Source organism: Aeribacillus sp. FSL M8-0254 (genome assembly GCF_038008845.1).
Taxonomy (GTDB): domain Bacteria; phylum Bacillota; class Bacilli; order Bacillales; family Aeribacillaceae; genus Aeribacillus; species Aeribacillus composti.
Genome location: NZ_JBBOZY010000001.1, coordinates 1,682,263 through 1,694,559, shown reverse-complemented (window position 1 = coordinate 1,694,559; position 12,297 = coordinate 1,682,263). Strand labels below are relative to the sequence as shown.

Annotated in this window: 12 protein-coding genes; 3 read left to right on the top strand and 9 right to left on the bottom strand. The window is 40.7% G+C overall.

Features of this window, described 5'->3' with window-relative positions; all coding sequences use genetic code 11:
* The first annotated feature begins 592 nt into the window (after positions 1-592).
* Entirely contained in the window at positions 593-1,039 is a 447-nt protein-coding gene (locus NSQ44_RS08195) for a hypothetical protein (RefSeq protein WP_340856476.1), read from the top strand.
* A 71-nt stretch (positions 1,040-1,110) separates the two neighbouring features.
* On the opposite strand, the gene NSQ44_RS08190 is transcribed toward NSQ44_RS08195, so the two are convergent.
* Positions 1,111-2,778, bottom strand: a complete 1,668-nt coding sequence (locus NSQ44_RS08190; protein ID WP_094244483.1) for an IS1634 family transposase — start codon at positions 2,776-2,778, stop codon at positions 1,111-1,113.
* Between the two features lie 261 nt (positions 2,779-3,039).
* Between NSQ44_RS08190 and NSQ44_RS08185 the strand changes: the two genes are divergently transcribed.
* Entirely contained in the window at positions 3,040-4,161 is a 1,122-nt protein-coding gene (locus tag NSQ44_RS08185; protein WP_340856474.1) for an MGDG synthase family glycosyltransferase, read from the top strand.
* Positions 4,162-4,198: 37 nt separating this feature from the next.
* Here the strand turns inward: NSQ44_RS08185 and NSQ44_RS08180 are convergent, their stop codons facing one another.
* From NSQ44_RS08180 to NSQ44_RS08145, 8 genes are all read right to left on the bottom strand, one after another.
* Complete coding sequence (locus NSQ44_RS08180) at positions 4,199-4,912, bottom strand: GntR family transcriptional regulator (RefSeq protein WP_340856472.1); 714 nt, start codon at positions 4,910-4,912, stop codon at positions 4,199-4,201.
* Positions 4,913-5,035: 123 nt separating this feature from the next.
* A complete protein-coding gene (locus tag NSQ44_RS08175) occupies positions 5,036-6,448 on the bottom strand; it encodes a glycoside hydrolase family 1 protein (RefSeq protein ID WP_340856470.1) in 1,413 nt (470 codons plus the stop codon).
* 14 nt (positions 6,449-6,462) lie between these two features.
* Complete coding sequence (gene celB / locus NSQ44_RS08170) at positions 6,463-7,776, bottom strand: PTS cellobiose transporter subunit IIC (RefSeq protein WP_340856468.1); 1,314 nt, start codon at positions 7,774-7,776, stop codon at positions 6,463-6,465.
* Between the two features lie 16 nt (positions 7,777-7,792).
* A complete protein-coding gene (locus NSQ44_RS08165; protein ID WP_340856466.1) occupies positions 7,793-8,125 on the bottom strand; it encodes a PTS lactose/cellobiose transporter subunit IIA in 333 nt (110 codons plus the stop codon).
* Complete coding sequence (locus NSQ44_RS08160) at positions 8,125-8,436, bottom strand: PTS sugar transporter subunit IIB (protein ID WP_013400991.1); 312 nt, start codon at positions 8,434-8,436, stop codon at positions 8,125-8,127. Before NSQ44_RS08160 ends, NSQ44_RS08165 begins: the two co-directional genes overlap by 1 nt.
* Before the next feature lie 423 nt (positions 8,437-8,859).
* On the bottom strand, positions 8,860-9,429 hold the full coding sequence (gene cotJC / locus NSQ44_RS08155; RefSeq protein ID WP_340856458.1) for a spore coat protein CotJC: 570 nt from the start codon (positions 9,427-9,429) through the stop codon (positions 8,860-8,862).
* Positions 9,430-9,474: 45 nt separating this feature from the next.
* Entirely contained in the window at positions 9,475-9,735 is a 261-nt protein-coding gene (locus NSQ44_RS08150; protein WP_063389714.1) for a spore coat protein CotJB, read from the bottom strand.
* Positions 9,736-9,740: 5 nt separating this feature from the next.
* Positions 9,741-9,980 carry a spore coat associated protein CotJA gene (locus tag NSQ44_RS08145; RefSeq protein WP_063389713.1) on the bottom strand — a complete coding sequence of 80 codons (240 nt, stop codon included), beginning with the start codon at positions 9,978-9,980 and terminating at the stop codon, positions 9,741-9,743.
* 239 nt (positions 9,981-10,219) lie between these two features.
* Here NSQ44_RS08145 and NSQ44_RS08140 point away from each other — a divergent pair, with 239 nt between their 5' ends.
* Entirely contained in the window at positions 10,220-11,704 is a 1,485-nt protein-coding gene (locus NSQ44_RS08140) for an aldehyde dehydrogenase family protein (RefSeq protein WP_063389712.1), read from the top strand.
* Positions 11,705-12,297: the final 593 nt, after the last annotated feature.

Genomic DNA, 12,297 nt, shown 5'->3' with positions numbered 1-12,297 from the left:
TTACAAACAAGATGATTCTGTCTGAAAAAACGTAGATTAATGGGATGGATTACTTAAAATCATTATTCCTAACATGCCACCTTTTGAAAACCATTAGAAAAATTTAGGAGCAGCTTGACCAAGGGATCCAACCTTCATTATAATATTTCTATAAATTTCCAAAATCCTCATTCGGAAATACTAGTTTAAAAGAAATTACATGACTTTGTTTTCGGGTTTCATCACATAAGAATTCACGGGCTGCTTAGCTATGCAAGTTCGGTTGATTACAATTTGGCTTCCCGCTTTAGTACAATTGCATGATTTGTTGTTTATAGTCTACTTGAACTAAAAATTTTTGACCAACTAAGTACAGCCCATTCAGTTGCAATTTTAAACGAGGAAAGAATATTATTTGTGTGAAATTAAAGCAATTTTGAGAGGATAAGTTATGAATTTAATCTGACTGCTGCCGGAATTATTCTTGATGGTCTCTCTCAATGAAATTTCTTATGTTTCATGGTGATTAACTCTAACTGTAATAGCCTTTAGCCTCCTGCTGTTTTAATTTTTGTAATAAGGCGGAACACCTTTTCTTATAAAGGGGATAAATATGCTCAAATTAAAAAATGAAAGAATAATAAATTTACTTTCTTTTTGCCTGTTAGCGCTAGCAGTTGTGGCGAATTCATTTTTTTCCATTAAACAGTTTCAAGTGATTGAGCAATTTGATAAACTGCAAGCGAGCTTTCCATTGTTTGCACATTCGTTTGTTGCTGCTTTGTTAATTTTAATACAATTGATTGCGGGAATTACCGTGATCATAATCGAAACAATATTTGTTACTTATATTACAAATGTCATGACGAATAAAAAGTTTACATTTAGTAACTTTTTATCAGCCATCATTTTTGCGAATCTTGTTTCCATTTTATTAAATATGACGATCATTTCACTGGCTGGCTTTAATCAACTGCAAGATATTCAATGGCTGGGCTGGTTTCCAGGTTCGCAAATCCTATTGGTTGTTTTTTTCTACCCCGAGTTCGACAGTCACTAGGCAAACAAAATGCCTCTCATCCCTTGATACCAAAGGGACGAGAGGCATTTGGGCATACGTTGGGCGTGTATCTAGGTGCGAGGATGAATGCCTAGAATCTTCGGAGGAGGCTCCAGCCCTAGAGCCGCAAAGAATTGAGCCTGTTTGGCCGTCAGTTCGGTTCGTTGATAAAGGTCACCGTTTTTTGAAGAAAAATGTCCAAGCATGAGACGTTCGCATTCGTCCCTTACGTTCGGCCACGATTCATAGGTTCGAATCTCCACGATCCGAACTAACAAGAGAGCAAGCCAACTGAGCAGCACATGCGCCCGAATGCGGTCTTCCAAGCGATGATACATAGGCCGCAATTCCAATGTAGACTTCAATGTTCGGAAGGCCTGCTCAATATCCACCAGCTGCTTATACCCGATGGCGACATCTTCGGCAGACAAGGTGTCATCGGATGTCCGGATGAGATATTTGCCGTCGTACTTTTCCGCGTCACGAACCGCTTGCTTGTCGATGCGAAGGGTTCCGTCCTTCAACTGGCGCAAGTATTTTCCGTAGGACGAATGGGAACGCAACCGGCAGGTCGCCTTATGATGGGCTTCGTTTGGGAGTTGGCGAAGCCCTTCTAACTCCTCTTTCAGCGATTCAAGCAGCTTTTCTCGCTCCTTGCGTTGGCGTTCGGCTTCGCTGGGATTGTACACGAGAACATAGCGCTGACGCGCTTCTCCGTCGCCGACGATGATTTCTTTGATGTGCAAATTCTCGTCCACTTCATGATAACGTCCGCGACGACTTAAGGCCTCTTCGACGGCGGCTTTGCCGGATCGCATTTTTTCGCCGACAATGTAGTGTCCGCCGGCCTGTTGCAAGATTCGCAAATTCTCTTCAGAGGAAAAGCCGCGGTCCATGACGCTGATCACACGTCCAAGCTTCCAGCCAATCAAGTCTTGTTTCACCTGTTTGATGACCGTCATGTCCATCGTATTGCCAGGCCATACCCAAGCGCGAATCGGGATTCCTTCCCGGGTGACAGCCAGCCCAATGACGATTTGAACCAAGTCTGGGCGTTTGTCTTTCGAGAATCCTTGTTTTCGAAGCGATTCTCCTTCCGGTGTTTCAGAGGGATCCACTTCGAAGTACGACGAAGTCGTATCGAAGTAAATCAAGTCGACTTCCAAATTCAATAAATCGGCCACAGCATGGAACACTTGACGTTCCAATTCCGGCTGCACGGCCAGCAGTTCATCCATCGCCCGGTACAACTGGTGGCTGGCGGCTTGAGGAAGGTGAGGGATATACACGTCTTTCTCCACCCACTCCTCCATCGCCAACTTGCTTGACGGATGAAGGGCGCGATTCGCCACCATGGCAAAAATCAGCCGTTCCAGCGAAATCTGGTGATGTCGGGAGGTAAACAAGGAGTGGAGAATCTCTCCCAACCCCAGTTGTCTCCAGAGCTGATCCAAGAGCCAGACGCCGCCGAGGTGTTTGCATGACTGGAATTGAAAGTCATCGGAAGCTTCTCCTGTCAACGTTTCGACTTCCCAAGCCTGCTCAGGAGAAAGGAATCGCGAAATGCTTTTGGCCAGACGTTCCAAGACGGCGCGATCCACTTCATCTTCGCGCCCGAATGAATAAATCACCTTCGCTTTCGCATATTTGGCCTTTGGATCCCATTCATTGTGAGCAAGCTGGAGATAAGCAACGGTTGTTCCATCCTTGTTTTTGCGTGTGACTCGTCGTATGTACATGCCTATATTATAACGTATAAACTTTATTTTTAAAAGGAAAAATTAATAAATCGTGTGCCTATGAAATTCGGCGTTTTTTCCTAGGATCCGCATTACGAAACCCTTGATATAACAGCATTTTGGTCATTTCCATTTGCCTAAAATGACCTCAAAACTGTCGAACTCGGGTCTACTTTTATTTATCATATTTAGACAGTTCCACTTCCATCAGCCTAAAAATAAGACTGTGTACAATAATATTTTCGGGTGTTGTTTCTTCCTTTGTTGCAAATTCCATCGGGGCATCATCAAGCAGCAGACGCATTGAAAGAAGATTTATTAGGTATTGACCCACAGTGGCAATGCCATAAAGTCGAGCTGCTGTCATCACGACTAGGAAAAGGGGAAAATTTCATATCTTATGTTTACTTACAATGGATTCGCCATTTTCCAAAGACATACAGCACCTTATATTATCAATCCGTCGTCCGTCAAAAAAAGACAGAGCCATCATTTCGATATTACGAACTCCTCTTTGGCCGCCACTTAAAAAATATAGTTAAACATATAGCGCCGGATCTCATTATTTGTACACATGCTCTTCCTTCCTACTTATTAAACAGGCTTAAATTAAGCAAGGAAATCACGAATCCGGTAGTAAACGTATATACTGATTATTTTATTCATGATTTATGGGGAATCGAGGCAATCGATTGCCATTTGGTCGGCCATCCTTACATGAAAACGCAGCTGCAAGAAAAAGGAGTTTCGGAAAGCCGCATTTTTGTGACCGGCATTCCGACTCATCCACATATAACAATAAGCAAACGGAAAGAGTGGACGGAGCGTCCTCGCTACTCCGGTCTTATATCCGGCGGCAGCTTAGGAATTGGCAATTTTACCGAATTGTTAAAAAAAATTTCTCCTGACGATCCGATCGATTACTATGTTCTTTGCGGGAAAAACGAGCAAATGTACAAACAGCCGCAAAGAGTAAACCACCCGCGCCTCATTCCACTTCCTTACATTTCGTCGCGCGAGGAGATGAACAAACTTTATGATCAAGTAGATTTTATTTTAACAAAGCCAGGCGGGGTAACGATTAGCGAATGTTTGTATAAAAGATTGCCTATTTTTATTTACGATACTCTTCCCGGGCAAGAGGAAATTAATTTCCGTATATTGAAACAGTTTCATCTCGCTTTCGATTTTTTAAATTGGAAAGATGTCTCTAATATTTCTGATAAGCTGCTTCATATTCTTCACTCTCCGCAAATCGCACATTATTTCAACAAAGTGGAGGAATACCACCGCCAGCTTTCCCCAGATCGCCCGGCAACATTGCTTTACTCGAAGCTGGCTTCCTTCGACGGCAAAGGATTATTCAAGGGGGCGCCACGATAAAAAAAGCTTGTCCTCCTTGCGTAAAGGACAAGCTTTTTTATCGCCGAATATTTACCGTCACAAATACGAATTTATCGTAACGGTGTCGGGAAAACGAGTACTCAAATGGAATACCATTATTTAAAAATCCGACTTGTTCTAATTCCAACACTGGGTCATCCGGCGCACATTGTAAATACATTTGATCTAGTTTATTCGTCTTTGCCGCGCGAATTTTCCGATGTGACCCAGCAATCGTTAAGCCTAACTCATTTGTAATATAATTGTAAATGGAAGAATGAAGTACTTTTTCGTTTAGTCCTGTAATTAAATTTGTCGGCATATAGGTACGTTCAATAACGTACGGTTCATCATCGACATTGCGAAGGCGAATAAGGTGATAAACTGGTGTATTTGTATCAATACATAGATGCGTTGCGACATCTTCCGGTGGAAACAACACTTCAAACGTAATAATTTTACTTGTCACTTTTCTTCCTTTTAACAAATTGGTTAAGCCAAGCGTCTCATTGCTGACAACATTTACTTGACCGTCTAATATCGCTGATTTAACAATAAACGTTCCATGTCCGCGTTTGCGATACAATAACCCTTCCGATACAAGCACATCTAACGCGCGTTTGACCGTCATTCGACTACAGCCAAATTCTTGCGCTAACGAAAGCTCATCCGGAATCGGTTCATCTGGGGAATATACACCGTCTTTAATTCGTTTGCGAATTTCATTAGAAATTTGTTCGTACTTTGGCATTACCGTCATCCTTTATATCACAGTTTTTATCTTTATTGTAATTTTTCTTCTGCGCTTACACAATATGTGAGAAAAAAGAGGTTATCCCAAAAGAAGGGATAACCTATACTCATCATTAATCTACTAAAATCCGTTATTTTCAGCAAGCTTTTTAAACCAGTATCCACTCTTTTTAATCGTCCGTTTTCTGTTGTTCTCAAGGTCAACAGCAACTAATCCATAACGATTTTTATATGCATTTGTCCATGACCAGTTATCCATGAATGTCCATAAGTGATATCCTTTGACATTTGCCCCTTCTTGAATCGCTTTATGCACCCACTTCAAATGTTCACGGATAAATTCAATTCGGTAATCGTCATGAATCATTCCATTTTCATCACGAAAACGTTCTTCCCCTTCGACTCCCATTCCATTTTCCGAAATAAAGCATTCGATATTACCGTAATTTTCTTTCACATTCATTAAAATATCGTAAATGCCTTTTTCATAAATCTCCCAGCCGCGATAAGGATTCATTTTTCTTCCCGGCATTACGTAATAATCAAAAAAGCGTTCCGGCATAAACGGCGCTTCCGGATTTGGAAGATGTTCTTTTGCTTTTACACGCCGCGGCTGATAATAGTTAATTCCAAGAATATCAACAGTATTTTCTTTGATTAACTCTTTATCTCCTTCTTCAGTTACCGGCAAATATCCGTGCTCCCGCAAAAGGTCGACGAGATCTTGCGGATATTCCCCTTTTACCGCCGGATCTAAAAAGCTGCGGTTGAAAAATAAATCCGCAATATGCGCCGCTTTCACATCAGCAGGATGGCTGCTTCGTGGATAGGAAGGAGTTAAATTTAAAATAATTCCAATTTTTCCATCCTTCATATTCATTTGCTTAAACACTTGCACTGCCTTGGCGTGGGCCACGATAGTATGGTAAGCCACTTGTACAGCCCGTTGAAAATCAAAAACGTTCGGATAATGGAAATCGTATAAATACCCGCCTTCAACCGGAACGATCGGTTCGTTATGGGTAAACCATTTTTTTACACGATCGCCGAATAGTTCAAAACAAATCTTTGCATAACGAGCATAAGCGTCCACGACATCGCGGCTTTCCCAACCGCCCAATTGCTGCATTGCAAGCGGCATATCAAAATGGAATAAATTTACAAACGGTTCAATGTCATTTGCTAACAACTCGTTAATGACATTGTTATAAAATCGCACCGCTTCTTCGTTCACATCGCCATTTCCATCCGGAATCAGCCGTGACCATGAAATCGAAAAGCGAAAGGAATTATGGCCGATTTCTTTCATTAACGCAATATCTTCTTTATAGCGATGATAAAAATCAGAAGTAACGGACGGACCAACACCGTTAAAAAATCGATTTGGCTCTTTTTCATACCAGTAATCCCAAATATTCGGCCCTTTTCCGCCTTCATTTGCCGCTCCTTCAATTTGCGTAGCGGATGTGGCACTTCCCCACCAAAATCCGTCTGGAAAGCGAAAGGAGATCTCTTGCTTCGGTTGTTGTTCCATTGATCTTCACCTCTTTATGACGCGTTCTTTGTAGCTTCTCTTTCTTCCCTTTCTTTTTGCAAGTTCATTCGGTCAATAAATTTTAAGAACGGGAACCAAATAACAAGTACAATCGTAAAGTTTACTAATTGCAAAAGTCCTCCTGCCAGCGAGTTTGTCGCCATGATTCCGTTAATAAAGATCGGCACCGTCCACGGCACTGCCACTCCTGTTGGCGGCGGTACAAGGCCGGAAGACATCGCTAAATAAGTGACAAACGTAACAACCATCGGCGCAAGAATCCATGGAACGATAACAAGCGGATTCATTATCACTGGCAAACCGAAAATAATAGGCTCATTGACGTTAAAAATTCCTGGTCCAAGTCCCAATTTAGCCACTTGTTTCATCTGCTTGCTTTTCATGAAGAAAAGAATGGCAAAGATGACGGCAAGAGTCATTCCAGTTCCACCCATACCAACCGTATAAATTTCGATAAACTGTTTGCTGATAACGTGCGGAACTTCTCCTGTTTTCGTATACGCATTTAAGTTTTCAAGAGATAACGTATTCCAAATCGGGTCCATCACAGAGTTAATGATAATTTGCCCGTGCAACCCGAAAAACCATAAAATTTGTGTCACAAAAATCGCAATAAGTGTTGGAATAATGCCGCTTCCTAAGCCGACTAACGGCGCTTGTACTGCATTATAAATGACGTCATGCATGTTTGTTTTAAATAATTGTGTTACAATAGTATTGATGACAAGGAAAACGGTGAGTGTCACTACCGCAGGAATAAGAGCCGCAAACGATTTCGAGACTGCTGGTGGCACTCCCGCCGGCATTTTAATGGTAATATTTTTTTGCACGACTTTCCGGTAAATCTCCGCAGCGACAAAGGCTGTAATCATACCAAGGAACATTCCTTTAGCCCCCAAGCGGTCAAGCGGAATGACACCTTGTACCGCTTCTTTTCCTTCCACATTTAAAACAAACGGTGTTAAAATGAAGAAAGAAGCAAGCGCGATGGCACCCCCGAAAACTCCTTCCACATCGTAACTTTTAGACAAGTAATAACCGATACCGAATACAACAAAAATCGTCATGACTTCCATTGTTGCGCTTGGAGCGACGTTTAAAATCGAACGCATCGTGTTTAAGGCGCCTTCGCTCATTACTTTATCAAGAAATGGCAAGTTGGCAATAACGACAGCGATAGATCCGAAAACCGTAAGCGGGAACGCCAACATAAACGCATCGCGCAATACTTGTAAATAACGATTGTTATTTAATTTCCCAGCAATCGGGATCAATATTTTACTTACCCTTTCAAAAACTTGGTTCATACAACACAACCCCCTTTTATAAGTTTTTTTCTTTAAACAACTCAATCATCTCTTTTACTAACTCCTTCATAGACAGCGTCGACATTAAATGGTCCTCCGCATGCATCAGCAATAGCGTAATCTCCGTATTTTGACCGCCTGCTTCTTTTTGGATCATTTGAAAGTGAATATCGTGAGCTAAACTTAAGTCCTCTTCCGCTCCTTTTAGCAGCTGATCTGCAGCTTCTTTGTTTCCAACACGATATTCGCGAAGAGATTGAATGATTTTGCTGCGCGCATTTCCGCTATGAAGAATGAGCTGAAACGCAATTTTCTCGTTCGTTAATTGTTGAATATCCACTTTTTCCATTATTTTTCCCCCATTAATTTTAACGCTTGTTCATACGCTTTTTTCCCGTCTGCCATTCCGTATGCCACCATATCAATAACATCTACTTTAATTCCATATTTTTCAGCTTCTTTTTGAAGTTCACTTTTTAAAAAGCTCATTTGCGGACCAATTAAAACAACATCCGCTTTCTCCATTTCTTTTTTCGCTTGATCTTGTCCTACAGCCCAAATTTCTGCTTCTTCCCCAATCGACTTCGCATACTCTTGCATTTTTGTTACTAGCAAACTCGTAGACATCCCTGAACTGCAGGCTAAAAGAATTCGTTTCATCGTTGATTCAACCCCTTTACTTTAATTTAATGATACCGTTTTCAATTAAAATTATATACAAATATAAAAATTTGTCTAGTCATTTATAAAATTGTTTTTTAAATTATGTCTATGTTTTTATAAATTCACTAAAAATATCCTTCTCCTTTACAAAGGAGGATATGATTTTGAATTTTATTCATGGGCTAAAGAAAATGGATTAAGTAATGCAAAATACACTATTTTTGTACGTGAACAGCTTCAATTGATCGATTTTACAGTTTTTTCTTCAGCTGCTTGTTTTATTCCTTTTGGAAGAAAGAAAGTAAAAAAGTTCGTACATGCTGTCAATCTTGAATATTGCAAACAATGGTTCTGCCAGAAGCATAAAAGGAGCATCCAATAGACGAAAGTATGTCTAATTGGAAAGCTCCTTGAGCCTCTTTAAAAAATTTTTTTACGGTCCCGTTCTTCTTTTAAAATTTCCACCGCCTCACGAAAACGTTGTGAATGAACAATTTCCCTTTCACGTAAAAATCTTAATCCGTCGTTTAAGTCAGGATCATCTGACATATCGATAATCCATTGATAAGTAGCCCTTGCTTTTTCCTCGGCAGCTATATCCTCATACAAATCAGCTATTGGATCCCCTTTTGCTTGAATATAAGTCGCAGTCCATGGCACTCCGGCAGCGTTGTTATAAAACAAGGCGCTGTCATGATTGACATAATGTTCGCCTAGTCCTGCTTCCTTTAATTGTTCTGGCGTCGCATCTTTCGTCAATTTATACACCATTGTTGCGATCATCTCTAAATGAGCAAATTCTTCTGTACCAATGTCCGTTAAAAGGCCTACTACTTTGTCGGGAATTGTGTATCTTTGATTCAAATAGCGAAGGGCGGCGGCAAGTTCTCCATCTGCTCCGCCGTATTGTTCAATTAAATATTTTGCAAGTTTTGGGTTGCACGTACTCACCCTGACAGGATATTGTAGTTTTTTTTCATAAAACCACATGTTCTTTCTCCTTTCATCGTATGAGTATAGTTAAACGGGCTAAAGCTATACTTGCCATGGCCACGGCATCGTTCCCCAGCTCCAGTTCGCGTCTGAAAAGCTGTTTCCAAATTGCTGCAGCGCACCGAATTTTGATTCAAACATTTGCTTCAATTGTTTTGAGTATTGGGCATATTGGTTAAATTGCTGGATTGCTTCTATATCATTTGGATGAGTGTCTAGATAAAGCGATAATTCAACAAGCACGAAATCAGCCGCTTGAATTTCTTCAAGGAGCTGATAGTACTCTTGAGGAAGCTCCTTCATTTTGGCTACCTCCCTTTTTTCTCATACGGATTTTCGTAATAGTCATAAAAAAATCGCCAAAGAGTCCCTTTTTTTAATGCTTCTTTTGCGGAAAATTGCTGCAAGTTCGGCGGCTGAAAACCGAGGAAAAGGTTTGGCGGTGTGGAATAGTATTTGACACCGATTGGTTTACATGGATCATATCTGCTATGAAAAGGACGATATGATTTTACGGTCGTAAAAGATTTTTGATGCTTCTCATTCATAGTCATCACCTCTTTGAAGTTCATTTCTCTTTATACGATTATTCTTAAATAGTTTGTCTTGATGACTGAAATAAAGTTGTTTTCTTAAGTTTTCTGCGGCCATCCAGCAGTTGTTGGTCAGGAGATTTTTGGTAATTTTTAAAAAATGGGTTGAAATATTCTGAATTTTCCTTTATTATAAAACTGTATTTCGTTCATCCAGAGTTTACACAACGAAAAAAAAATTAGGAGGATGATCGATGAGTCAATTAATCGCTAATGTTGAAGGGAAAGTAGCGGAGTTTCTAAAAGGGAAAAAAAAGTTGTACATTAATGGTGAATTTGTCGAAAGCGTTTCCGGCAAAACGTTTGACACTCCTAATCCAGCAACTGGAGAAACTCTTGCAACGGTTTATGAAGCGGACAAAGAAGATATTGACCGTGCTGTCCGTGCGGCAAGAGCTGCTTTTGACAGCGGGCCATGGTCCAAAATATCAGCTGCTGAACGAAGCCGATTATTGTACAAACTGGCGGATTTACTGGAAGAAAACAAAGAAGAACTAGCTCAGCTGGAAACGCTGGATAACGGAAAACCGATCCGGGAAACTAGAAATGCAGATATTCCGTTAGCCATTGAACACTTGCGTTACTATGCCGGATGGTCTACAAAAATAGTCGGGCAGACCATTCCTGTCAACGGACCATTTTTCAATTATACAAGACATGAACCTGTTGGTGTTGTCGGCCAGATTATTCCATGGAACTTCCCGCTTCTAATGGCAATGTGGAAACTTGGTGCCGCTCTTGCAACTGGTTGTACAGTCGTTTTGAAGCCTGCAGAACAAACTCCACTTTCAGCCCTTTATTTAGCAGAGCTTATTGAAGAAGCAGGTTTCCCACCTGGGGTTATCAACATAGTACCGGGCTTTGGGGAAACAGCTGGGCAAGCGATTGTTGATCATCCTCTGGTAGATAAAATTGCTTTTACCGGATCGACAGAAGTCGGCAAGCTGATAATGAAAAATGCCGCACGTTCACTGAAGCGAGTTACGCTGGAATTAGGAGGCAAATCGCCGAATATTATTTTGCCGGATGCTGATCTGTCAAAAGCGATTCCAGGTGCATTAAACGGTGTAATGTTTAATCAAGGTCAAGTATGCTGTGCAGGTTCTCGTGTGTTTATTCAGAAAAAACATTACGATAATGTATTAGCAGATATGGCCTCCCATGCCAAAAATATCCGCCAAGGCTTTGGACTGAATCCGGAAACGGAAATGGGGCCGCTCGTATCTGAAGAGCAGCAGTCAAGAGTGTTGAATTATATTGAAAAAGGAATTGAAGAAGGCGCAGAAGTTGTGACCGGCGGATCTACGCCATCTGAAAAAGGGTATTTTGTCACTCCTACAATTTTTGCTGATGTTGAAGATAAAATGACAATTGCCAAAGAGGAAATATTCGGTCCGGTCATTGCTGCATTGCCTTTTGAAGATTTAGATGAAGTTATTGATCGGGCAAACAACAGCGAATACGGCTTAGCTGCCGGTTTATGGACGAGAGATGTGGCCAACGCTCACTATGTCGCCAATCGCTTGAGAGCAGGAACTGTTTGGGTCAACTGTTATAATGTATTTGATGCAGCTTCTCCGTTTGGCGGATACAAACAATCAGGTATCGGTCGCGAAATGGGTTCATATGCTTTGAACAACTATACAGAAGTAAAAAGCGTGTGGATTAGCTTAAATTAAAATATATAATTCAGAATAGCGCCTGTCTAAAAAACAATATCTATGCCCCACAGAAAATGATTTCTGTGGGGCTTTCCAGTTGTCGAGAACTTCTCCTAAAAGGTTGAGTTCCGCCTGCTTTAGTACTTTCTGCATTGAGAAAAGCTCGGGCATTTCCTCTGTGAAAAACAACAGAAACAGTAATTGTCCATAATACAGCAGAACACCCCTTCCCTGTTCGGCTTTAAATTGAAAAAAGCGTTGTCTTCTCTGCTTTTTACAAATTAAAGGACGCACAGCATCAAAAAGGAATTACAGGGAAAATCGCGATATAAAATGAACATTGTTTCTAAAAATCTTTCAAAAACAGAAATGAAGAGGATTATGAAATCTTTAAAGGAAAACCAAGTAACGGGATAAATCAAGTAATTTAAATATATGAAATCTGTACAAATAGTAAACAAAATGAATTTAAAGGGTGTATAGACAGATGAAGCTATTATTTGAGATTGAAGAATATGAGGATACAAAAGATGCTCCTTTTGAGCTATCCTTTTATTTCTACAAAAGATTATATATGTATATTGTTGAAAAGGGACAAAAACAACATTCCG

Bases quoted from the DNA above. Each gene is read 5' to 3' on its own strand.
- NSQ44_RS08160 (WP_013400991.1), bottom strand. From the start codon at position 8,436: ATGAAACGAATTCTTTTAGCCTGCAGTTCAGGGATGTCTACGAGTTTG.
- celB (WP_340856468.1), bottom strand. From the start codon at position 7,776: ATGAACCAAGTTTTTGAAAGGGTAAGTAAAATATTGATCCCGATTGCT.
- cotJC (WP_340856458.1), bottom strand. From the start codon at position 9,429: ATGTGGTTTTATGAAAAAAAACTACAATATCCTGTCAGGGTGAGTACG.
- NSQ44_RS08195 (WP_340856476.1), top strand. From the start codon at position 593: ATGCTCAAATTAAAAAATGAAAGAATAATAAATTTACTTTCTTTTTGC.
- NSQ44_RS08165 (WP_340856466.1), bottom strand. From the start codon at position 8,125: ATGGAAAAAGTGGATATTCAACAATTAACGAACGAGAAAATTGCGTTT.
- NSQ44_RS08150 (WP_063389714.1), bottom strand. From the start codon at position 9,735: ATGAAGGAGCTTCCTCAAGAGTACTATCAGCTCCTTGAAGAAATTCAA.
- NSQ44_RS08140 (WP_063389712.1), top strand. From the start codon at position 10,220: ATGAGTCAATTAATCGCTAATGTTGAAGGGAAAGTAGCGGAGTTTCTA.
- NSQ44_RS08180 (WP_340856472.1), bottom strand. From the start codon at position 4,912: ATGCCAAAGTACGAACAAATTTCTAATGAAATTCGCAAACGAATTAAA.
- NSQ44_RS08175 (WP_340856470.1), bottom strand. From the start codon at position 6,448: ATGGAACAACAACCGAAGCAAGAGATCTCCTTTCGCTTTCCAGACGGA.
- NSQ44_RS08145 (WP_063389713.1), bottom strand. From the start codon at position 9,980: ATGAATGAGAAGCATCAAAAATCTTTTACGACCGTAAAATCATATCGT.
- NSQ44_RS08190 (WP_094244483.1), bottom strand. From the start codon at position 2,778: ATGTACATACGACGAGTCACACGCAAAAACAAGGATGGAACAACCGTT.